Source organism: Pseudooceanicola profundi (assembly GCF_050897955.1).
Taxonomy (GTDB): domain Bacteria; phylum Pseudomonadota; class Alphaproteobacteria; order Rhodobacterales; family Rhodobacteraceae; genus Pseudooceanicola.
The window spans coordinates 1,922,256-1,942,367 of record NZ_JBPAXZ010000001.1; the positions used below are offsets into that span (position 1 = coordinate 1,922,256).

The window sequence follows — 20,112 nt, forward strand, 5'->3', positions numbered from 1 at the left end:
CTCATGACCTATACTTTCCGGACGCTGGCCTGTGCCGGCGCATTTTTTGCATTTTCGGCCCCGGCCATGGCGCAGACCGAGATCAAGCTCGGTTATGCTCTGGCCGAAGACAGCCACTATGGGGTCGCCGCCAAAACCTTTGAGGAAGTGCTCAAAGCAGAGACGGGCGATGCGTTCACAGTCACCCATTTCCCGTCGTCCGGGCTGGGCGGCGAACGCGAAGTGATCGAGGGGCTGCAGATCGGCACGATCGAGGCGACGATCGTCTCTTCCGGTACGCTGGCGAACTTCGTCCCCGAAACCGGCGTCTTCGACATTCCTTTCCTGTTCAACGGATTTGACCATGCCCGTGCCGTTCTGGACGGTCCGATTGGCCAGGGTATTCTCGCAAAATTCGACAATGTCGGACTGCATGGCCTGGCCTGGGGCGAACAGGGCTTCCGCCATATCACCAACAACCGGAATGCGATCCATACCCCGGCAGATGTCGCGGGTCTGAAAATCCGCACGATGGAAAACCCGGTGCACCTTGCCGCGTTCAACGCCATGGGCGCCGCCCCCACGCCGATGGCCTGGCCCGAAGTGATCTCTTCGCTGCAGCAGGGCGTGATCGACGGGCAGGAAAACCCCTTGTCGGTGATCGTCTCGGTCAAGCTGAACGAGGTTCAGAAATACCTGACCCTGTCCGGACACGTCTATTCGCCCGCAATGCTGCTGGTTTCCAAACCGTTCTGGGATGGTCTGACCGACGACCAGAAAGCCGCCTTTGACAAAGCCGCGACCGCGGCCGCGGCCGCAATGCGGGGCTATGTCGACAATGTGGAAACCACCGGCGTCGAAACCCTGAAAGAGCGCGGCATGGAAGTGAACGCCCTCTCGACCGAGGAAAAGGCCGCATTCCAGTCCTCAATCGCCTCTGCCTACGAAGACTATTACGGGACCTACGGCAAGGATCTGGTTGAATCGATCGTCAATTTCGAATGAAGCCGAACCGCCGGCGCCCGAACGGCGCCGGCGGCCTTTCAAGGAGCGCCTTTTGAAACGATTGGAACACTATTTTGTGGTTCTGAATGGCTGGGCGCTGGTCGTGATGCTCTCTGCCATGGCGCTGATCGTGGGGTACAATATTTCCCTGCGCTACCTCACATCGCATTCGCTGCCCTGGGCGGATGAAGCCGCCCGTTACCTGATGATCTGGCTGACCTTCACCGGCGCAGGTCTGGTTCTGCGCGCAGGCGGCCATGTGGCGATCACGAACCTGCAGGACGCCTTGCCGGGACGGGCGCAGAAACTGCTGCGTGCGGCGCTTGTCCTGATCCTGCTGATCTTCTTTGCCTTCATGGTTCAGGTTGGCTGGCAATATGCGCAGCGCATGCAGTATCAGGTCACACCGGCGCTGAGGCTGCCGTTCCTTTATGTCTATGCCGCAATGCCCGTCGGCTTCGCCCTGCTCATCCTGCATCTGCTGTTGATCGCTTATGGTTTTGTCCAGGCGGGCGCCTACAAGGCTCTGGACGGGTCAGACGTGGACAGTGACGCGGTGGCCCGTGGCGCCAATGGCTGAGATCCTGTTCCCTGCCCTCTTTGTGCTGCTCGCGCTCGGACTGCCGGTCGCCTTTGCCATGGCGATCTCTGTCTTCCTGGCCCTCAGCTTCGGATCGACCTACCCGCATCTCGTCGTTGTGAAAGAGATGTTCGCCGGTCTCGACAGCTTCCCGCTGCTGGCCGTGCCCTTTTTCATCCTCGCCTCGGAAATCATGACCGGAGGCGCGGTCACCCTGGCCATTCTGCGCCTGGCGCAATCCCTTGTGGGGCATGTGCGTGGCGGGCTGGGCCATGCCAATGTGATCAGTTCAGCCATGTTCGCCGGCATCTCGGGCAGCGCGCTGGCCGATGCCGCAGGCCCCGGGTCCATGATGATCCGGATGATGGAGAAGGGGGGCTATGACAAACCCTATGCCGGCGCGCTGACCATCGCCAGCGCCGTGGTTGGCCCGATCATCCCGCCGTCGATCACCATGATCATCTACGCCATGCAGGACAAGAACGTCTCTGTCGGGTCGCTTTTCATGGCAGGCATTCTGCCGGGGATCCTGATCACGCTCATGGTGCTTGTCGCCAATGCAAGGATGAGCAAACAGCGCAATTATGCCTCTGGCGCGCCGATGCCCGCCCTGCGCGAGATCGCGCAAATCTTCGTCTATGCGCTGCCGGCGCTGGTCCTTATCCTGCTGATTGTGGGCGGCATCCGCTTTGGCGTCTTCACCCCGACCGAAGCGTCGGTCATTGCGGTCTTCTACGCACTTCTGGTGGGCATGTTCGTCTACCGGACCCTGCGCCTGAAAGACCTGCCCGCCATCATTCTGCGCGCCGCACTGACCTCCGGCGCCGTGCTGCTGATACTTGGCGCGGCCCGGGCCTTTGCGTGGATCCTGATCATCGAGAGCATTCCGCAGCTTCTCGCCCAGACTATCATTTCGTGGGATCTGTCGCCGATTGTCTTTTTGCTGATGGTCAACCTGCTGCTGATCGCCTTTGGCCTGTTCATGGATCCCCTGCCGGGCGTCATGATCCTGGTGCCGATCCTCGCGCCGATCAGCCTGGCCCTCGGGATCGACCCGAACCACTTTGCGATCATCGTCATCGTCAATCTGACGCTGGGGCTGACCACACCACCTGTCGGAAGCCTGATCTTTGTCGTCTCTTCGACCGTGGGGCTCAAACCTTCGGCCCTGATCCGAGAAATGCCACCGTTCTTTCTTGCGCTTGCCGCGGCGCTTGCGATGATCACGCTCATCCCGGTCCTGTCGACCTGGCTCCCGGCGATCAGCGGCTTCTGATCTGCGGCAATATCGACGGAACTCGCCCGTCCGGCGCGTCACCTCCCGGTGTGGACGGGGTCATGACACGGTTCAACCAGACGGGAACAAACCTCAGATGTCCTTGCGCGCCCGCAGCGCGGCGGAAATCGTGCCGTCATCCAGATAATCCAGCTCCCCGCCGATCGGCACGCCCTGCGCCAGAGAGGTCAGCCGCACCTGCCCTTCCAGCTGATCGGCGATGTAATGCGCTGTGGTCTGGCCGTCGACCGTGGCATTCAGCGCAAGGATCACCTCGCGGATCCCTTCCTCTGCCACCCGCGCCATCAACTTGGGGATCCGCAGCTCTTCCGGCCCCACCGCATCCAGCGCCGACAGCGTCCCGCCCAGCACATGATAGCGCCCCCGGAAAACCGCCGTCCGCTCCATCGCCCAGAGGTCGGCCACGTCCTCGACAACGCAGATCTCCCCGGTCGACCGCTTCTCGCTTGTACAGATGTCGCAGAGCCGATCCGACCCGATATTGCCGCAGCGCTCGCATTCCCGCACGTTGACCGCCACATGATGCATCAAGTCCGCCAGAGGCGTCAGCAACAGCTCTTTCTTGCGGATCATGTGCAGCACCGCCCGCCGGGCAGAGCGTGGCCCCAGCCCCGGCAGCCGCGCCATCATGTCGATCAGCGCATCGATATCGCGGCTGGCGCTCATCGGCGAAGGCCCCGGTGCCGCGTCAGAACGGCAGTTTGAAATCGGCGGGCAGGCCAAGGCCCTCGGTGATCTTTGCCATTTCCGACTGGCTCTTTTCCTGCGCCTTCTGCTGCGCATCCTTGATCGCGGCGAGGATCAGATCCTCCACCACTTCCTTCTCATCAGGATTGAAGATCGACGGATCGATATCCAGCGCCTTCAGCTCGCCCTTGGCGGTGGCCACGGCCTTCACCAGCCCCGCGCCGGACACGCCTTCGACGGTCATCACGTTCAGCTCTTCCTGCAGTGCGGTGACCTTCCCCTGAAGTTCCTGCGCGGACTTCATCATCTTTGCCATGTCGCCCATCTGGCCAAGGCCCTTGAACATTGTCTGTCTCCTGTCTGAAGCGCCCCGCGGGCGCATGTTCCTGTCTGATATCGAGCCCCGGGGCCCTGAGGACAACCCTGTCAGTCCTCCTCGAAGGGATCCCACTCGTCCTCAACCTCGGCCAGCGCCTCGGTCGCGGCCTCTGCCGCGATCTCTTCCGCTGTGCGCACATGGGTGATCGTGGCCTTCGGAAAGGCCAGCATCACCGCCTGCACCATCGGATGTTCAGAGGCCGCCTCCTTCAGCGCCAGCACCTTGGCATCGCGCTTTTCGGCAATCGTCTCTGCCCCGCCCTCGTTGACCACGATCACGGCCCAGCGGTTGCCGGTCCAGCCCTGAAGCCGCGCACCCAGCCGCTGCGCCAGATCGCGCGGGGCATTGTCCGTGGGCACGAACTCGATCCGGCCCGGCTGATAGCCCGCCAGCCGCACGCAGGTCTCGATCTCCACCAGCAGCTTCACGTCCCGGTTGGAGCGGACCAGCTCCACCACATGTTCAAAGGTCGGATAGCGCGCCAGCGCCTCTTCCAGCTCCGTCGCCACCTGAGCCACTGGCCCGCGGGCCGGACCCGACGGCGCATGCATCCGCCCGCCGCCCATGGCATCCGTTGCGCTCCCCGCCGGCCCGTGCCCGGCTGGCGCACCGCCGCCGGAGGGCGGCATCGGCGGCGGGGTCTGATCCTTCAGCTTGCGCACCAATTCTTCCGGCGAGGGCAGATCGGCCACATGGGTCAGGCGTATCACCGCCATCTCCGCCGCCATCATGGAATTCGGCGCCGCCGCGACCTCCTCCAGCGCCTTCAGCAGCATCTGCCACATCCGCGTCATCGCCCGCATCGGCAGACGTCCCGCCAGATCGAGTCCCCGCGCCCGTTCATCCGGCGGGATTGTCGGATCCTCCGCCGCATCCGGCGTGATCTTCACGACCGAAATCCAATGCGTGATCTCCGCCAGATCGCGCAGCACCGCCATCGGATCGGCCCCATCGGCATATTGCGCCGAAAGCTCCGTCAGCGCCGCCGCCGCATCGCCCCGCATCACCATCTCGAAGAGGTCCATGACCCGGCCGCGATCGGCCAGCCCCAGCATGGCCCGCACCTGATCCGCCGTCGTCTCCCCCGCGCCATGCGAAATCGCCTGATCGAGCAGAGAGGTCGCATCCCGGGCCGAGCCCTCCGCCGCCCGGGTGATCAGCGCCAGCGCATCCTCGGCAATCTCCGCGCCTTCCGCCCCGGCGATCTTGCGCAGCAAGCCGATCATCACCTCCGGCTCGATCCGCCGCAGGTCGAAGCGCTGGCAGCGGGACAGCACCGTCACCGGCACCTTCCGGATCTCCGTCGTGGCGAAGATGAATTTCACATGTGCCGGCGGTTCCTCCAGCGTCTTGAGCAGCGCGTTGAACGCGCTGGTCGAGAGCATGTGCACCTCGTCGATAATGTAGATCTTGTACCGCGCCGAAGCCGCCCGGTAGTGCACCGAGTCGATGATCTCCCGGATATCATTGACCGAGGTATTGGACGCCGCATCCATCTCCATCACATCGACATGGCGGCCTTCCATGATCGCCTTGCAGTGCTCGCAGACCCCGCAGGGATCGGTCGTCGGCCCGCCGTTTCCATCCGGCCCGATGCAGTTCATCCCCTTGGCGATAATCCGCGCCGTCGTGGTCTTCCCCGTGCCCCGGATGCCGGTCATGATGAAGGCCTGCGCGATCCGGTCGGCGGCAAAGGCATTGCGCAGGGTGCGCACCATCGCCTCCTGCCCGACAAGATCGGCAAAAGTCTCCGGCCGGTATTTCCGGGCCAGCACCTGATAGGCGGGTTTGGTATCGCTCATGGGGGTCTCTGGCGGCCTTGAGATTCTCCTGGAGCCAGAGCCTAGACCGCCACCGGCCCGCCGTCCACCGACGACCACGCAAGAGCTTCCCCGGAACCAATCCCTCCGGTAACGATTGACGTGAGGATGATCGTGAAAGGGTCCGTGATGCGTCTCAAGGGTGTCCGCCGCAGCAGCAATGTCGAAGATCGCCGCCGGTCCGGCGGGCGCGGCGGTGCCGTCGGCGGCCTTGGCATCGGCGGCGTGCTGCTGGTTCTCGCCATCGGCTATTTCACCGGCATTGACGTGACGCCCATCCTGAACGGTGGGGGCACGACCACCTCCTCCGCCCCGCGCGACCTGACCCCTGCAGAACAGCAGGCGGGCGATTTCTCCGCCTCCGTCCTCGCCACAACCGAAGATGTCTGGACCCAGGTCTTCCCCGATCAGGTCGGCGAGCGCTACACACCGCCCACCCTCGTGCTCTTCTCCGGCCGGACCGCCAGCCCCTGCGGCGGCGCCTCTGGTGCGACCGGCCCCTTCTACTGCCCCGTCGATCAGAAGGCCTATCTCGACACCCAGTTCTTCGCGATGATGGAACAGCGCCTCGGCGCCAGGGGCGACTTCGCCGCCGCCTATGTGATCGCCCATGAGGTCGCCCACCACGTCCAGAACGAACTGGGCATCTTGGGCAAGGTCAACCAGATCCGCCAGTCCGCCTCCCAGACAGAGGCCAATGCGATCACTGTCCGCCTCGAACTTCAGGCCGATTGCCTCGCCGGCGTCTGGGCCGCCCATGTCGACGGCCTACTGGAGCCGGGCGATGTCGAAGAAGCCATCAACGCCGCCCGCCAGATCGGCGACGACACGCTGCAGCGCAACGCAGGCCGGGTCCCCCAGCCGCATACCTTTACCCATGGGACGTCAGAACAGCGCTCCCGCTGGTTCGCCACGGGCTATGACGCGGGCGAGATGACCGCCTGCGACACCTTCAGCGCCCGCAACCCGTGACCCGCAGCCGCGCCTATCGCGCCCTCCTTCTGTTCTGGACAGCGCTCTGGCTCGGCTCCTTCCTCTGGCCCGCCCTCCTCGCCCCGGCCGGGGACGGCTTCCTGCGCGGCATGAACCGGCTCGGCACATTCCTGATCCTGCAGATCGCAGCCGGCTGCCTCGCGCCCGTCCTGCTCCTGCTGCGGCCACCCGGTGCCCCACGGTGGATCGCCATCCTGCCCGTCGCCCTCGCCCTGCTCATGGCACTGGCCATTCTGACATTGATCGTCTGGCCGCGCGGCGGCTGATCCACTCAAGAAACATGTAAGGGAATGGGTGAGAGGCTGGACAACGACCCAAGCGGGGCTCGTTACGGCTGCTTCCTTCCGGACCTGACCGGGTTGGCGAGGCGCTCGCCCGCGCCAACCTCTCACCCGGCGATATAGGAAATCAGCCCTCACAAGACAAGCCCCCCACGTCAGGCTACACGCCCGTCACGCAGACAAATGACACCCGCCTGTCCTTTTTCTTGCCTGAAATATCCCGGGAGGGTGCGGGAGGGCAGCGCCCTCCCGCCCGCGCACCCAAAGGGTGCGCAATAAACCCGATGCGCCCAAAGGGTGCGCAATAAACCCGATGCGCCCAAAGGGTGCGCAATAAACCCGATGCGCCCAAAGGGTGCGCAATAAACCGAATGCGCCGAAGGCGCTCCGTTGGATCAAATCACCTCAGCCGCGCAGCACGCCGCCCGTGGCCTTGCTGACCTTCTCCACGATCTTCCCGGCAATCGCCTCGATCTCGGCCTCTTTCAACGTCTGGCCTTGCGGCTGGATGCGCACCGTCACGGCGATGGATTTCTTGCCCTCGCCCAATGCACCCCCGATGAATTCGTCAAAGACGCGTACATCCTCGATCATCGCCTTGTCCGCGCCCGCTGCCGCATTGACCAGTGTCAAAGCCTCGACCTCCGCATCCACGACAAAGGCGAAGTCACGCTCCACCGACTGCAGATCGTTCAGCACCAGCGCCCCCTTGGAGGCCCCCGCCGCCCGCGGCAGCGGCACCTCGCCCGGCCAGATGGTAAAGCCCACGACAGGCCCCTTTACATCCATCTCCCGCAGCACCTTGGGATGCAGCTCGCCAAAGACGCCCAGCACCTTCTTCGGCCCCAGACAGATCACGCCGTGCCGCCCCGGATGCCACCAACCCTCGCCCGTCCGCAGAATCTGCACCTTGGCCGGCGCGCCGACGGCGGCCAGAACCGCCTCCGCATCCGCCTTGGCGTCAAACAGATCGACCGCCCGGGCGGCACCATGCACATCCTTCGGACCGGTCCGGCCCACGAGGATACCGGCCACGGCCCAGCCCTGATCCTCCGGCTCGCCGCCATGCCAGGTCGCGCCGATCTCGAACAGTGCCATATCGCCCATACCCCGCGCCTGATTGCGCGCCGCCGCCTGCAAGAGCCCCGGCAGCAGCGACGGCCGCATATGGCTCATCTCCTGGCTGATCGGATTGGCCACCATCGTAGCCTCCGTCCCGCCGCCAAATAGCTCCGCCGAGGCGCGGTCGATGAAGGAATAGGTCACGCATTCATTATAACCGAGAGCCGCCGCCGTCCGCCGCGCTACCTGCTCGCGCTTCTGCATGGGTGTCAGGATCGGCTTCGGCACGCCGGGCTGGACACGCGCCATCGGCACTGCCTGCAGCTTGGTCAGGGAGGCAATCCGCGCCACCTCTTCGACGAGATCCGCCTCCCCCAGCACATCCGGCCGCCAGGAGGGCACATGCGCCATGTCGCCTTCCATGACAAAGCCCAGCCGCTCCAGTGTCGCCCGCTGTTCGTCCGCCGCGATCTCCATCCCCACCAGCGAAGAGCAGCGGGCCGTATCCAGCTTATAGGCCCGGCTGACATCCGGCACCTCGCCCGCAACCACGGTCTCCGAGACCTCACCGCCGCAGAGCTCCACGATCAGGGCACAGGCCCGGTCGAGGCCTTCCATATTGAACCCCGGATCGATCCCGCGTTCATTGCGATAGCGCGCATCCGAATTGATCTTCAGCGCCCGGCCCGCATGCGCGATGGAGACGAAATCCCAGAAGGCCGCCTCCACGAAGACATCCACCGTGTCCGTCTGACACCCGGTCGACAGGCCGCCCATGATGCCGCCCACGCTCTCCACCCCATTGGCGTCGGAGATCACCAGCGCCCCCTCGGGGATCACGTAGTCCTTCTCATCGAGCCCGGTGAACGCCTCGCCGCCCACGGCCCGGTGCACCTTAAGCCCGCCGCTCACTTTGCCCGCATCGAACACATGCAGAGGCCGGTTCAGATCATGGGTGAACAGGTTCGTCACATCGACCAGCGCAGAGATCGGCCGCAGCCCGATTGCCCGCAGCTTCTGCTGCAGCCAGGCGGGCGACGGGCCGTTCTTCACGCCCTTGATCAGACGCCCCGCAAAGACATGGCAGCCGTCCTTGGCACTCTCGTCAATCTCGACGGAAACCGGGCAGGCCCCGCCTGTCACCTCCAGCGAAACATCCGGCAGGGGTTTCAGCACCCCAAGCCCCCGCGCCGCCAGATCCCGCGCCACGCCACGGACCCCAAGGGCATCCGGACGGTTCGGCGTGATCGCAATCTCGATCACCGGATCGACCACCGCCGGCCGGTTCACCGCCAGCCAATGCGCGAATTCCTCGCCCACCTGGCCCGAGGGCAGCTCGATGATGCCGTCATGCTCGTCCGACAGCTCCAGCTCCCGCTCCGAGGCCATCATCCCGTGGCTCTCAACACCCCGGATCTTGCCGACGGAGATGGTGATATCCAGACCCGGAATATACATCCCCGGCTTCGCCAGCACGACCGTGATCCCTTCGCGGGCATTGGGTGCACCGCAGACGATCTGCTTCTCGCCCTCGTCGGTCTGCACCATACAGACGCGCAGCTTGTCCGCATCCGGATGCTGCTCGGCGGAATTGATCTTGGCGATGGTAAAGCCCTTCAGCTTGTCCGCCGGATTCTCCACGCCTTCGACCTCCAGACCGAGGTCGGTCAGGGTCTCCGCGATCTCTTCGACGCTTGCCTCGGTATCGAGGTGCTCTTTCAGCCAGGACAGGGTGAATTTCATGTCAGCTCTCCAGACGCCGGGCGACGTCTTCTGCATCGCCCATGGATATCAGTTTAATCTCGCGGATCAGCCGCAGCGTCGGCTTGACCGCAAAAAGGATGGAGCCCAGCAGGAACAGCCAGGTCCCCGGCCGCATCAGGCTCTCGTAGAAGAAAAAGACGGAGCCGATGATGAAACAGAGCGCGGCGCCAAAATCGACGGCCGTATGGGCCAGCTCGAAGGCGGCATAGACCCGGCGGGTCTCATGGCTGCGCTCGCGGTTCTCATGGCGGAAGAGGCGGGTCTGTTTCATGCGGGATCCTCGGCGAAATCGCGGATGACCTTGAAGCGTTCGACCATGACCATCATGTCAGGCGTCCAGCTGCCCTGACGCTCGAAATAGGCCTGATACTGCGCCCGGTAATCGGCGGCATCCTCGAATTCCGCCATAGGCGCGACCATCTCATCGGTCACCTCGCCGATGGGCAGAACATGCACCTCCAGCGTCTCCATCTGCAGCGCCGGGGATCCGTCCCAGTTGAGCGCAATGTCCTGTCGCCCCACCTCCGGCAGCGGCTCCTTGCCCGGCCCGAAATCGCTCATCGCCGCGCAGGTGGCGGTCTTCTTGCCGGAACGGACGAGTGCGAGGAGTTCATTGCAGAACGCCTCCGTGTCGCCAAATTTGAAGGTGACGGGGGTCATCTCAATACTCCCTCTCTCCGCCCAAGGTGGGTCGACGACCCACCCTACGGCCGCCCCGCGTAGGGTGGGTTGTCAACCCACCTTCCAGGCATTGGGCAAGAGACGGAGCCGGCACAGATCACACTCCGCCGCGAATGGTCGGCACCTGCAGCGCCGAGAACCCGTAATGCCGCAGCCACCGCAGGTCTGAATCGAAAAACGCCCGCAGGTCGGGGATGCCGTATTTCAGCATGGCGATCCGGTCGATCCCCATCCCGAAGGCAAAGCCCTGCCATTCCGAGGGATCGACCCCGGCCGCAGACAGCACCTTGGGATGTACCATGCCGGAGCCCAGAACCTCCAGCCAGTCGTCGCCCTCGCCCACCTTCACCGTGCCGCCTTCCCAGGAACACTGGATATCGACCTCGGCCGAGGGCTCCGTGAAGGGGAAATGCGAGGCGCGGAAGCGGGTCTTCACCGAAGTGCCGAAATAGGCGGAGAAGAATTCCTCCAGCACCCATTTCAGATTGGCCATGGAGATCTCCCGGTCGATCGCCAGCCCCTCCACCTGATGGAACATCGGCGTATGGGTCTGGTCGTAATCGGCCCGGTAGACCCGGCCCGGCGCGATGATGCGAATGGGCGCGCCCTGCGCCTGCATCGACCGGATCTGCACCGGCGAGGTATGGGTGCGCAGCACATGCGGCGGGCGATTGTCCCCCTCTGCCCGGTGCATGTAGAACGTGTCCATCTCTGCCCGCGCCGGATGGTGCGAGGGGATGTTCAGCGCGTCGAAATTGTACCAGTCATCCTCGATCTGCGGCCCCTCGGCCACGGCAAAGCCCATATCGGCGAAGATCGCGGTGCATTCCTCCCAGACCTGGGAGACCGGATGCACCGTCCCCTGACGCCGGCCCCGCGCAGGCAGGGTGACGTCCAGCCATTCGGCCCGCAGACGCTCATCAAGCGCCGCATCGCCCAAAGCGGCCTTCTTCGCGGCCAGTGCCGAGTTGATCTCATCCTTCAGCGCATTGAGCGCAGGCCCGGCCACCTGCCGTTCCTCGGGCGTCATGCGGCCCAGCTCGCGCATCTTCAGGCTGATCTCGCCTTTTTTGCCGACGGCCTGAACCCGCAGGTCCTCAAGCGCCGCCTCGTCAGAGGCCGCGCCGATCAGGTCGAGATATTTGGCTTTCAGATCGTCCATCCGGGGTCCCTCCGGTCCTAGTCGGCCCATCTGCTACCCAAGCCATGGGCAAAGGGCAAGGCGGCGCGTCCCCGAAGCCCGCGCCTGACCCCCGAAGATACGCATAAAACCTGCCCGAACCGCCCGCCCACCGCCGCATTTCAGCCCTGCGGCGGCCGTGGCACGCGGTCAGGACCATTTCATCACGGCCAAGCGCCTCAACCCGATCGAAAGGATAAGACCATGCAGTTTCACAAGATCGCCGTCCTCGCCGCCGCCCTGGGCCTTGCCGGTGCCGCCTCCTCCCAGGCCTCGGGCTTCCGCAAGCCCGCCTCCGCCCCGGCGGCCCCGGTCGTGGCCAGCAAGGTCGGCACTCAGTGGATCACTTTGACCAATGGCTGTTCCTATTCCCGCACCCAGGCGCCGGGCTATGCGCCGATGTGGATCCTGATCCAGAACCCGCATCACATCGGCCAACCGAATGTCCACAAGGGGTGCCAGCGCTACCTGACGAATATCGGCGGCTGAGGGTCCGCCAACGCAACATCCCGACAGCCGCACCGCCGGAAAACTCGGCATGTGCGGCTGTTTTTCCGTTGGCCATCACTCGCTGCATCCCAATTCGCCACACCCTATGTTACCTTACGTCAAGCGAGTTTTAGGTAGGAGTTGGAGATGCCTGTATTGCACGACAAAATTTCGGGCGGTGCGCCCCGAGTTCTAACCCGGCTTTTAGCAGGTTTGGCGCTTCTGACCCTGGCCGGCATCCCCGCCACGGCCGCCGACGTCATGACGGCAAAGCAGCTGGCCGCAACCATCCCCGGCAAGACACTGGTGACGAAGCACCGCACCAGTGGAAAAACCCTGGTCCTCGTCTATAGCGGCGGCAGCAACAAAGGCACCTTCGGCGGCACCTATGACGGCAAACCCAACAAAGGGACCTGGTGGATCAAGGGCAACAAATGGTGCGAAGACTGGGGCCGCGGCAATGGCTGCTGGCGCGCCGTTCAGATCGACGCGAAGACGCTGCAGTTTTTCCGCGACGACGGCAGCCTCGAATACCAGCTGAAAATTCAGTAGCCCCCTCGGTCAAAGACCCGGGCCCATGAAAAAAGCCGCCCTCACCGGGGCGGCTCTCTCTATTCCTGCAAGCAGCGGATCAGGCCAGCGCGGCCTTCGCCTTGTCGACGATCGCGCCGAACGCATCGGGCTCGTGCACGGCCAGATCGGCCAGAACCTTACGGTCAACCTCGATCCCGGCCTTGTCCAGACCGTTGATGAAGCGCGAATAGGACAGCGCATCGTCATGAGCACGGACGGCAGCGTTGATCCGCTGGATCCACAGAGCGCGGAAGTTCCGCTTGCGCGCCTTCCGGTCACGGGTGGCGTACTGGTTGGCCTTGTCGACGGCCTGCGTGGCCACCTTGAAGGTCGTGGAGCGGCGGCCGTAATAGCCTTTCGCTGCCTTGAGAACTTTCTTGTGACGGGCGTGCGTCACGGTACCGCTTTTAACGCGAGACATGTGCGGACCCTCCTATCAGCGATCGTAGGGCATCATCGACTTGATGATGCGTGCGTCGGGCTCGGACATCACGGTGGTGCCGCGTGCGTCGCGAATGAATTTCTTATGGCGTTTGATCATGCCATGGCGCTTGCCAGCCTGACCGGTGATGACCTTGCCGCTGGCAGAAATCTTGAACCGCTTTTTGCAGCTCGATTTCGTCTTCATCTTGGGCATTTCCGTCTCCTTGGATCTTAACGGTAGAATGCACGACTCGGTATGCCACTTCGACCGGCCGCGCGGATGAGCGCGCCGTATAGGACGCCTTTCCCAGCAACGCAAGGGATTTTCTACCGCCCCGGGACCAGAGGATCAGGGGATCACCCGGGCCAGCACCCGGATGATCGCATGCGGAATATCGGCGACCTCATACCCCTCGGGATGGTTCATCCAGGCAAAGCCCACGATGCCGGCACCGATGATGATGACGATGAGCGCGATCCATGGCCCCCGCCGGTCGGCAAAGGCCGCAATCGCCGAGGGTATGGACAGCATCAGCACCACGATGCCGGCGGTCAGGATCAGGTCGAAATCCATTGGGGGCCTCCGCCCGGAAGCCTATTCGGGATCAGCCGCAAAGATCAAACGTTCCTCGCAGGGCGCGACGCGCAGGATGTTCGTCGTCCCTGGCATGTTGAAGGGCACGCCTGCGGTGACCACGACCTGATCCTCCGCCGTCGCAAAGCCCTGGCTGCGCGCCACCCGCGCGGCATTGACGACCGCCTGTTTGAACCGGTTCAGCTCCCCGGTCATGTAGCAGTTACATCCCCAGCTCAGCGCCAGCTTCCGCGCCGTCCCCTTGAGCGGGGTCAAAGCGATGATCGGCACCCGCGGCCGTTCCCGCGCCGTCAACAGCGCCGTCTTGCCACCGTGGGTGAAACAGCAGATTGCCTTGATGTCGGTCGTCTCCGCGATCTCCCGCGCAGCGACCACAATCCCATCGGCCACCGTCCCCCGGATCACCTTGCGCGAGGCCTCGATGATCTCGCGATAGGTCGGGTCCTGTTCGACCTGCTGGGCGACCTTGTCCATCGTGGTCACGGCCTCCACCGGATATTGCCCCGCCGCCGATTCCGCCGACAGCATCACCGCATCCGTGCCCTCGTAGATCGCCGCCGCCACGTCCGACACCTCGGCCCGCGTCGGCATCGGGCTCTCGATCATCGATTCCAGCATCTGGGTCGCCACGATCACCGGCTTGGCCGCCGCCCGGCATTTCCGCACCAGCTGCTTCTGGATCGGCGGCACGGCCTGCACCGGCAGCTCCACCCCCAGATCGCCCCGCGCCACCATGATGCCGTCCGACGCCTTCAGGATCTCGTCAAAGGCCTTCACCGCCGCCGGCTTCTCGATCTTCGACAGGATCGACGCCCGCCCGCCGGCCAGCGCCCGTGCCTCCGCCACGTCCTCGGGTCGCTGAACAAAGCTCAGCGCCAGCCAGTCCACGCCCAGCTTGCAGACAAATTCCAGATCGCCCCGGTCCTTCTCCGACAGCGCCGCCAGCGGCAGCACCACATCCGGCACGTTCACCCCCTTGCGATTGGAGATCGTGCCGCCCGCCATCACCTCGCAATCGGCAAAATCCTTGCCGCAGCCGGTGACCTTCAGCCGGATCTTGCCGTCATTGACCAGCAGATGCGCACCCACCTCCAGCACCTCGAAAATCTCCGGATGCGGCAGGGTCACGCGGCTCACATCGCCCTCTTTATCCTCCAGATCCAGCCGGAACCCCGCGCCCTCGACCAGCTCCTCCGACCCGTTGGCAAAGACACCCACGCGCAGCTTCGGCCCCTGCAGGTCGGCCAGGATGCCGATGGTGCTCTCCAGATCGCGCTCCACCTCGCGGATGATCCGGTGACGCTCGCGGATCTCGTCATGGCTGCCATGGCTCATGTTCAGCCGGAACACATCGGCCCCCGCCTCATGCAGCTTCCGGATCATCTCGTAATCCGAAGAGCTTGGCCCAAGCGTTGCGACGATCTTGGTACTGCGTTGCCGTTTCATGTGATTTCCCTGCTGCCTCGATCTGCGGACCCCTTCATGACTAGCGGCCCTGTCCCAGATTTGCCACTACAGACGACATTTCCATGACGCCCTCCGCCCCATTCGCCGGATTAGCGGTCTCACAAAGGTGCATTGACCCGCCCGGGACGATCGGCCAGCCTTCCGCAACATCCCAATTCGGAGGCCAGCATGCCCAGACCCGTCGACCACCAGACCCAGATCGAGATCGAGGCCGCCGCCTTCCGGACCCTGCGCAACCACCTGATGGAAGAGCGCCCGGATGTGCAGAACATCGACCTGATGAACCTCGCCGGGTTCTGCCGCAACTGCCTCGCCCGCTGGATGCAGGAGGCCGCCAAGGCCCGCGGCATAGACCTGACCAAGGATCAGGCGCGGGAAGCCTTTTACGGCATGCCCTACGAGACCTGGCGGGAGGCGAACCAGACCGCCGCCACCGAAACGCAACAGAAGGCCTTCGAGACGTCTTTCGCCGAAAACGTCACGAAAAAAACCTGACCGCCCCGCGCGGCCTCCCCCTTCATCTTTCCAAAAATACTCCCGCGCGGAGCGCCCCCGATGTCCGCAGGACATCGCAATCATGGCGTGCGCCGCAGGCGCTCATCTGGATCACGCCCAACAAAAAGACCCGGGCGCGAACGCCCGGGTCTCATGTCTCTCAGGGTGATGGGAGGAGGTATCAGCCCTTGGAGAATTCGGGATAGGCTTCCATGCCCAGTTCCGCCATGTCGAGACCGGTGATCTCGTCTTCTTCGGGAACCCGGATGCCCATGACAACCTTCAGGATGAACCAGATCACCAGCGACACCACGAAGGTGAAGATGCCGACCACGACAATCCCGTAAAGCTGTGCGCCCAGCGTTGCGTCACCATTGGTGAAGACAACCGCGATGGTGCCCCAGATACCGCAGATCAGGTGAACCGGGATCGCGCCGACAACGTCATCGATCTTCAGCTTGTCCAGCATCGGAACCGACAGGACAACGATGATACCGCCGATCATGCCGATCAGGGTCGCGGAACCCAGGGTCGGGGTCAGCGGCTCGGCCGTGATGGACACGAGGCCCGCCAGCGCGCCGTTCAGGATCATCGTCAGGTCGGGCTTGCCGTACATCACCTGCGTCAGGATCATCGCCGCAACCGCACCACCGGCTGCCGCCGTGTTGGTGTTGGAGAAGATCCGCGACACGTCAGCCACGTCACCGACAGAGCCCATGGCCAGCTGCGAACCACCGTTGAAGCCGAACCAGCCGAGCCACAGGATGAACGTCCCGAGCGTGGCGAGGGTCAGGTTTGAACCCGGCATCGGAACGGTTTTGCCGTCCTTGTACTTGCCGATCCGCGGACCCAGCACCAGCGCACCGGCCAGAGCGGCCCAGCCACCACAGGAGTGCACGACCGTGGAGCCAGCGAAGTCCAGGAAACCGGCGCCATCCAGGAAGCCGCCGCCCCATTTCCACGACGCCGACAGCGGGTAGATGATGGAGGTCAGGATCACGGTGAAGATCAGGAAGGGCCACAGCTTGATACGCTCGGCGAGCGTACCGGAAACGATCGATGCCGTTGCGGCACAGAACATCAGCTGGAAGAAGAAGTCAGAGCCGGTTGCTGCATAGCCATAATCGTCAGCCGCATCAGCCGTCACGCCAACGGCTTCCAGAACGCCAGGACCCCAGACGCCGGACAGGACGCCGTCGATGGACCAGGTGCCCAGCGGGTACATCAGGTTGTAGCCGATCAGGTAGTAGAAGATCGACGCCAGGCCGAACAGCACGACGTTCTTGGTCAGCTGCATCGTCACGTTCTTGGAACGAACGAGGCCCGCTTCCAGCATGGCAAAACCGCAGGCCATGAAGAAGACGAGGAAGCCGCCCACAAGGAAGAGAACCGAGTTCAGGATAAACACGACATCGGTCGGCACGGCCGCTGGGACTTCCGCGTCCTGGGCCAGACCCAGGCTCGGTGCCGCGATCATCGCGGCCGCAAGGCCCAGTTTCATTAGAGTTTTCATTGTATTTCCTTTCCCCTCTGTCCGCAGCCTTACAGCGCGTCCGCGTTGGTTTCGCCCGTGCGCACCCGCACAGCCTGCTGGATGTCCAGAACGAAGATCTTGCCGTCGCCGATTTTCCCGGTCTTGGCGCTATTGGTGATGGTTTCGACCACCTGATCGGCCATTTCCGCAGAAACGGCGATCTCCAGTTTGATCTTCGGGACAAAGTTCACAGCGTATTCTGCGCCGCGGTAGATTTCGGTATGCCCGGACTGAGAGCCGAAGCCCTTGATTTCCGTCACCATCATGCCGCGCACGCCGATCTCGGTCAGCGCCTCGCGGACCTCCTCCAGCTTGAACGGCTTGATTGTCGCAATGATGAGTTTCACTGAGTTTTCCCTTCCCTTTTACGAGGCGCGAACCCCGCTTTTGGCAGGCCCAACTAAGGCTCTCCCCCCTCGTTTCCGAAAGAACCGCCCCCCGGTTCGCCGGGATTTTCGACAAGAGGATCCCAAAATTTGTGCAAAAATACATTTCTGCATGAATTTTGATCGAAATTGAAACGACGCAAATGGCTCTTCTGCCTCAACAACACGGTGAGAACCGATTATATTGTCCCGCAAAACACGGGTACCGGGCAGACCGACATGAGTGATTCAAACAGGCGCAAACCGCCACTTGTGGCGGATCGCCGTTATTCCAAAAAAGCTGGCAAACCGGCCTCCGGCGGCAAGGGCCGGGCGGCCAAACCCGCGCAGCGCAAGCGCGGCCGGACAACGGCCCGCACCCGCCGCCGCGGCCCCCTGGGATGGATCACCCGGCTGATAACCTGGGTGGTCCGCCTGGTTGTCGGACTGACCTGGCGGCTGACCGCGATATCCATGGTCATACTGGCTGGGGCCGTTGCGCTGGTTGCCGTTTCTCTGCCGGATATCGATGATCTGCTGGACGGGCGCGCCCGTGGCTCGGTGACCCTGATGGACAACGAGGCCCGGGTCTTTGCCTGGCGGGGCGACCAGTTTGGCGGTGTCGTCACCGCCGAGACAGTCTCCCCGCACCTACGTCACGCCATTGTCGCGACAGAAGATAAGCGGTTCTACCAGCATTTCGGCATTTCCCCGCGCGGCGTGGCCTCCGCGATCCGCATCAACCTGCGCGAAGGGCGCGGACCGCTGTCGGGACATGGCGGGTCGACGATTACCCAGCAAACCGCAAAACTGCTCTGCCTGGGCGATCCCTACGATCCGGACCAATGGGAAAACGAAGCCGCTTACGAGGCGGATTGCCGTGAAACCACCCTCTGGCGCAAGATCCGCGAGGCGATCTATGCCATGGGGCTGGAAGCGCATTTCAGCAAGGACGAAATCCTCACGATCTACATGAACCGCGCCTTTCTTGGCGCGGGCGCACGCGGGTTCGAGGCGGCCAGCCAGCGCTATTTCGGCAAATCCGCCTCCGATGTCACACCGGCGGAAGCCGCCATGCTGGCCGGGCTTCTGGTTGCGCCGACACGCTATGCCCCGACAAACGACCTCGACCGGTCGCAGAACCGGGCCGCGGTGATCGTCAACCTGATGGAAGATCAGGGGTATCTGACCGCGGAAGAGGCGCGCCAGGCCCTGGCAAATCCTGCCCAGCTGTCCGAGGCGGCAGAAGCGAAATCCGGCGGATATTTCGCGGACTGGGTCATGTCATCCGGCCCCGAATTCCTGACCCGCAAGACAACAGAGGACGTCATCATAAAGACGACCCTCGACCAGCGGATACAGCGCGCCGCCGAAGCCGGCCTGAAGGCCGTTTTCGACAACAAGGTCCGCGAGGGTTCCAAAGCGCAGGCCGCCGTCATCGTGATGAGCGCGGACGGCGCGGTCCGCGCCATGGTGGGAGGGCGAAAAACCAAGGTCTCAGGCGCCTTCAACCGCGCCACGCAGGCGCTGCGTCAAACCGGCTCGGCCTTTAAGCCCTTTGTCTACGCGGCCGCGCTGGATCTTGGCTATCACTGGTACGACACCGTCGAAGACGCGCCCTATACAATCGATATCCCCGGCTCGGGCCCCTGGTCGCCGGACAATTACGATCACCGGTTCCGCGGAACCGTGACCCTGGAACAGTCGCTGATGCAGTCGCTGAACATTCCCGCGGTAAAGGTGGCGGAGATGGTCGGGCTCGACCTGGTGCGCAAGGTGGCCGAGGATTTCGGCATCCAGTCAGACCTGGCCGCCGGTCCGGCCCTGGCTCTGGGCGCATCCGAAGCCACGCTGATCGAGATGACAGGCGCCTATGCCGGCATTCTGAACGGGGGGTCGTCGGTCACACCCTACGGGCTTCTTGAGCTGCGGCTGCAGGGCGACAGCGACCCGCTGATGAACACAACCGGCGGGATAGGGGAGAGGGTCATCCGCGAATCCGCTGCCCGCGAGCTGATCACCATATTGCGCAAGGTTGTGACCTCCGGGACCGGTGCGCGGGCCGGTCTGCCCGACCGTGAGGTGGCCGGCAAGACCGGCACGACCTCCGCCGCCCGCGACGCCTGGTTCGTCGGCTTCAGCGCGGATTATGTGGCCGGTGTCTGGATGGGGTATGACGACAACACACCGCTGACCGGTGTGACCGGGGCCGGACTTCCTGCCGAAATCTGGCACGAGGTCATGGTCCGTGTTCACGAAGGCCTGCCGGTACATCCGCTGCCGATGGCCCGCCCGGACGCGCCTGCCAGTGCCCCCGCGGTCGCAGGCACAGGCAACAACACCGGCGGCAGGGCCCCGGCACCGGCACCACGCCGCAATGATCCCATTGAACGGCTTCTGCGCAATATTTTCGGCATCAGAAACTGAGCACTAGAGACTGAAAGGCAGCCCCAATCGGGCTGC

22 protein-coding genes and 1 other RNA gene are annotated in these 20,112 nt (G+C 63.8%); 9 read left to right on the forward strand and 14 right to left on the reverse strand.

Features of this window, described 5'->3' with window-relative positions:
* Positions 1 to 3: 3 nt before the first annotated feature.
* From ACRARG_RS09595 to ACRARG_RS09605, 3 genes are read left to right on the forward strand one after another with little or no spacing between them, the layout of a single operon-like run.
* Positions 4 to 984 carry a TRAP transporter substrate-binding protein gene (locus ACRARG_RS09595; RefSeq protein ID WP_432689785.1) on the forward strand — a complete coding sequence of 327 codons (981 nt, stop codon included), beginning with the start codon at positions 4 to 6 and terminating at the stop codon, positions 982 to 984.
* 52 nt (positions 985 to 1,036) lie between these two features.
* Positions 1,037 to 1,564, forward strand: coding sequence for a TRAP transporter small permease (locus tag ACRARG_RS09600; RefSeq protein ID WP_432689786.1), 528 nt, complete (start codon positions 1,037 to 1,039; stop codon positions 1,562 to 1,564).
* Complete coding sequence (locus tag ACRARG_RS09605) at positions 1,557 to 2,840, forward strand: TRAP transporter large permease (RefSeq protein WP_432689787.1); 1,284 nt, start codon at positions 1,557 to 1,559, stop codon at positions 2,838 to 2,840. The genes ACRARG_RS09600 and ACRARG_RS09605 overlap by 8 nt, the downstream gene beginning before the upstream one ends.
* Before the next feature lie 93 nt (positions 2,841 to 2,933).
* Here ACRARG_RS09605 and recR read toward each other — a convergent pair whose 3' ends face one another.
* The 3 genes from recR to ACRARG_RS09620 form a co-directional block, all read right to left on the reverse strand.
* Complete coding sequence (recR, locus tag ACRARG_RS09610; protein ID WP_432689788.1) at positions 2,934 to 3,527, reverse strand: recombination mediator RecR; 594 nt, start codon at positions 3,525 to 3,527, stop codon at positions 2,934 to 2,936.
* Positions 3,528 to 3,549: 22 nt separating this feature from the next.
* Positions 3,550 to 3,894 (reverse strand): YbaB/EbfC family nucleoid-associated protein, encoded by a 345-nt coding sequence (locus ACRARG_RS09615; protein WP_432689789.1) that lies wholly within the window; start codon positions 3,892 to 3,894, stop codon positions 3,550 to 3,552.
* Between the two features lie 80 nt (positions 3,895 to 3,974).
* The gene (locus tag ACRARG_RS09620) at positions 3,975 to 5,729 is read right to left on the reverse strand and encodes a DNA polymerase III subunit gamma/tau (protein WP_432689790.1); all 1,755 of its coding nucleotides are present in this window, start codon (positions 5,727 to 5,729) and stop codon (positions 3,975 to 3,977) included.
* A 147-nt stretch (positions 5,730 to 5,876) separates the two neighbouring features.
* On the opposite strand from ACRARG_RS09620, the gene ypfJ reads away from it, so the two are divergent.
* Positions 5,877 to 6,719 carry a KPN_02809 family neutral zinc metallopeptidase gene (ypfJ, locus tag ACRARG_RS09625; RefSeq protein WP_432691348.1) on the forward strand — a complete coding sequence of 281 codons (843 nt, stop codon included), beginning with the start codon at positions 5,877 to 5,879 and terminating at the stop codon, positions 6,717 to 6,719.
* A complete protein-coding gene (locus ACRARG_RS09630; RefSeq protein WP_432689791.1) occupies positions 6,716 to 7,006 on the forward strand; it encodes a hypothetical protein in 291 nt (96 codons plus the stop codon). The genes ypfJ and ACRARG_RS09630 overlap by 4 nt, the downstream gene beginning before the upstream one ends.
* A 27-nt stretch (positions 7,007 to 7,033) precedes the next feature.
* On the opposite strand, the gene ffs is transcribed toward ACRARG_RS09630, so the two are convergent.
* The 5 genes from ffs to pheS all read right to left on the reverse strand — a co-directional run bounded on the left by ffs (position 7,034) and on the right by pheS (position 11,690).
* An RNA gene (gene ffs / locus ACRARG_RS09635) (signal recognition particle sRNA small type) lies at positions 7,034 to 7,130 on the reverse strand.
* A 296-nt stretch (positions 7,131 to 7,426) separates the two neighbouring features.
* The gene (pheT, locus tag ACRARG_RS09640; RefSeq protein ID WP_432689792.1) at positions 7,427 to 9,826 is read right to left on the reverse strand and encodes a phenylalanine--tRNA ligase subunit beta; all 2,400 of its coding nucleotides are present in this window, start codon (positions 9,824 to 9,826) and stop codon (positions 7,427 to 7,429) included.
* 1 nt (position 9,827) lies between these two features.
* On the reverse strand, positions 9,828 to 10,118 hold the full coding sequence (locus tag ACRARG_RS09645) for a YrhK family protein (protein ID WP_432689793.1): 291 nt from the start codon (positions 10,116 to 10,118) through the stop codon (positions 9,828 to 9,830).
* Positions 10,115 to 10,507, reverse strand: a complete 393-nt coding sequence (locus ACRARG_RS09650; RefSeq protein WP_432689794.1) for an ASCH domain-containing protein — start codon at positions 10,505 to 10,507, stop codon at positions 10,115 to 10,117. Before ACRARG_RS09650 ends, ACRARG_RS09645 begins: the two co-directional genes overlap by 4 nt.
* Before the next feature lie 118 nt (positions 10,508 to 10,625).
* Positions 10,626 to 11,690: a phenylalanine--tRNA ligase subunit alpha gene (gene pheS, locus ACRARG_RS09655; protein ID WP_432689795.1), complete on the reverse strand. Its 1,065-nt coding sequence runs from the start codon at positions 11,688 to 11,690 to the stop codon at positions 10,626 to 10,628.
* A 222-nt stretch (positions 11,691 to 11,912) separates the two neighbouring features.
* Here pheS and ACRARG_RS09660 point away from each other — a divergent pair, with 222 nt between their 5' ends.
* Both ACRARG_RS09660 and ACRARG_RS09665 read left to right on the forward strand, forming a co-directional pair.
* The gene (locus tag ACRARG_RS09660; protein WP_432689796.1) at positions 11,913 to 12,197 is read left to right on the forward strand and encodes a hypothetical protein; all 285 of its coding nucleotides are present in this window, start codon (positions 11,913 to 11,915) and stop codon (positions 12,195 to 12,197) included.
* Between the two features lie 147 nt (positions 12,198 to 12,344).
* On the forward strand, positions 12,345 to 12,749 hold the full coding sequence (locus ACRARG_RS09665; protein WP_432689797.1) for a hypothetical protein: 405 nt from the start codon (positions 12,345 to 12,347) through the stop codon (positions 12,747 to 12,749).
* Between the two features lie 79 nt (positions 12,750 to 12,828).
* Here the strand turns inward: ACRARG_RS09665 and rplT are convergent, their stop codons facing one another.
* The 4 genes from rplT to pyk all read right to left on the reverse strand — a co-directional run bounded on the left by rplT (position 12,829) and on the right by pyk (position 15,234).
* On the reverse strand, positions 12,829 to 13,191 hold the full coding sequence (gene rplT / locus ACRARG_RS09670) for a 50S ribosomal protein L20 (RefSeq protein WP_432689798.1): 363 nt from the start codon (positions 13,189 to 13,191) through the stop codon (positions 12,829 to 12,831).
* Positions 13,192 to 13,206: 15 nt separating this feature from the next.
* Complete coding sequence (gene rpmI, locus ACRARG_RS09675) at positions 13,207 to 13,407, reverse strand: 50S ribosomal protein L35 (protein ID WP_432689799.1); 201 nt, start codon at positions 13,405 to 13,407, stop codon at positions 13,207 to 13,209.
* 135 nt (positions 13,408 to 13,542) lie between these two features.
* Entirely contained in the window at positions 13,543 to 13,767 is a 225-nt protein-coding gene (locus tag ACRARG_RS09680; protein WP_432689800.1) for a hypothetical protein, read from the reverse strand.
* Between the two features lie 21 nt (positions 13,768 to 13,788).
* Positions 13,789 to 15,234 carry a pyruvate kinase gene (pyk, locus tag ACRARG_RS09685; protein ID WP_432689801.1) on the reverse strand — a complete coding sequence of 482 codons (1,446 nt, stop codon included), beginning with the start codon at positions 15,232 to 15,234 and terminating at the stop codon, positions 13,789 to 13,791.
* A gap of 189 nt (positions 15,235 to 15,423) precedes the next feature.
* On the opposite strand from pyk, the gene ACRARG_RS09690 reads away from it, so the two are divergent.
* Positions 15,424 to 15,750 (forward strand): DUF1244 domain-containing protein, encoded by a 327-nt coding sequence (locus ACRARG_RS09690; protein ID WP_432689802.1) that lies wholly within the window; start codon positions 15,424 to 15,426, stop codon positions 15,748 to 15,750.
* A 181-nt stretch (positions 15,751 to 15,931) separates the two neighbouring features.
* Here the strand turns inward: ACRARG_RS09690 and amtB are convergent, their stop codons facing one another.
* A complete protein-coding gene (amtB, locus tag ACRARG_RS09695) occupies positions 15,932 to 17,263 on the reverse strand; it encodes an ammonium transporter AmtB (protein WP_432689803.1) in 1,332 nt (443 codons plus the stop codon).
* Positions 17,264 to 17,292: 29 nt separating this feature from the next.
* Complete coding sequence (locus ACRARG_RS09700) at positions 17,293 to 17,631, reverse strand: P-II family nitrogen regulator (RefSeq protein WP_432689804.1); 339 nt, start codon at positions 17,629 to 17,631, stop codon at positions 17,293 to 17,295.
* 258 nt (positions 17,632 to 17,889) lie between these two features.
* Here ACRARG_RS09700 and ACRARG_RS09705 point away from each other — a divergent pair, with 258 nt between their 5' ends.
* Positions 17,890 to 20,076 (forward strand): transglycosylase domain-containing protein, encoded by a 2,187-nt coding sequence (locus ACRARG_RS09705; RefSeq protein WP_432689805.1) that lies wholly within the window; start codon positions 17,890 to 17,892, stop codon positions 20,074 to 20,076.
* The last annotated feature ends 36 nt before the right edge of the window (positions 20,077 to 20,112 follow it).

Coding starts and splice junctions, on each gene's coding strand:
- ACRARG_RS09705 (WP_432689805.1), top strand. CDS start 17,890: ATGAGTGATTCAAACAGGCGCAAACCGCCACTTGTGGCGGATCGCCGT.
- recR (WP_432689788.1), bottom strand. CDS start 3,527: ATGAGCGCCAGCCGCGATATCGATGCGCTGATCGACATGATGGCGCGG.
- pheS (WP_432689795.1), bottom strand. CDS start 11,690: ATGGACGATCTGAAAGCCAAATATCTCGACCTGATCGGCGCGGCCTCT.
- rplT (WP_432689798.1), bottom strand. CDS start 13,191: ATGTCTCGCGTTAAAAGCGGTACCGTGACGCACGCCCGTCACAAGAAA.
- ACRARG_RS09645 (WP_432689793.1), bottom strand. CDS start 10,118: ATGAAACAGACCCGCCTCTTCCGCCATGAGAACCGCGAGCGCAGCCAT.
- pyk (WP_432689801.1), bottom strand. CDS start 15,234: ATGAAACGGCAACGCAGTACCAAGATCGTCGCAACGCTTGGGCCAAGC.
- ACRARG_RS09665 (WP_432689797.1), top strand. CDS start 12,345: ATGCCTGTATTGCACGACAAAATTTCGGGCGGTGCGCCCCGAGTTCTA.
- rpmI (WP_432689799.1), bottom strand. CDS start 13,407: ATGCCCAAGATGAAGACGAAATCGAGCTGCAAAAAGCGGTTCAAGATT.
- ypfJ (WP_432691348.1), top strand. CDS start 5,877: ATGCGTCTCAAGGGTGTCCGCCGCAGCAGCAATGTCGAAGATCGCCGC.
- ACRARG_RS09605 (WP_432689787.1), top strand. CDS start 1,557: ATGGCTGAGATCCTGTTCCCTGCCCTCTTTGTGCTGCTCGCGCTCGGA.
- ACRARG_RS09595 (WP_432689785.1), top strand. CDS start 4: ATGACCTATACTTTCCGGACGCTGGCCTGTGCCGGCGCATTTTTTGCA.
- ACRARG_RS09620 (WP_432689790.1), bottom strand. CDS start 5,729: ATGAGCGATACCAAACCCGCCTATCAGGTGCTGGCCCGGAAATACCGG.
- ACRARG_RS09660 (WP_432689796.1), top strand. CDS start 11,913: ATGCAGTTTCACAAGATCGCCGTCCTCGCCGCCGCCCTGGGCCTTGCC.
- ACRARG_RS09680 (WP_432689800.1), bottom strand. CDS start 13,767: ATGGATTTCGACCTGATCCTGACCGCCGGCATCGTGGTGCTGATGCTG.
- ACRARG_RS09615 (WP_432689789.1), bottom strand. CDS start 3,894: ATGTTCAAGGGCCTTGGCCAGATGGGCGACATGGCAAAGATGATGAAG.
- ACRARG_RS09650 (WP_432689794.1), bottom strand. CDS start 10,507: ATGACCCCCGTCACCTTCAAATTTGGCGACACGGAGGCGTTCTGCAAT.
- amtB (WP_432689803.1), bottom strand. CDS start 17,263: ATGAAAACTCTAATGAAACTGGGCCTTGCGGCCGCGATGATCGCGGCA.
- ACRARG_RS09690 (WP_432689802.1), top strand. CDS start 15,424: ATGCCCAGACCCGTCGACCACCAGACCCAGATCGAGATCGAGGCCGCC.
- pheT (WP_432689792.1), bottom strand. CDS start 9,826: ATGAAATTCACCCTGTCCTGGCTGAAAGAGCACCTCGATACCGAGGCA.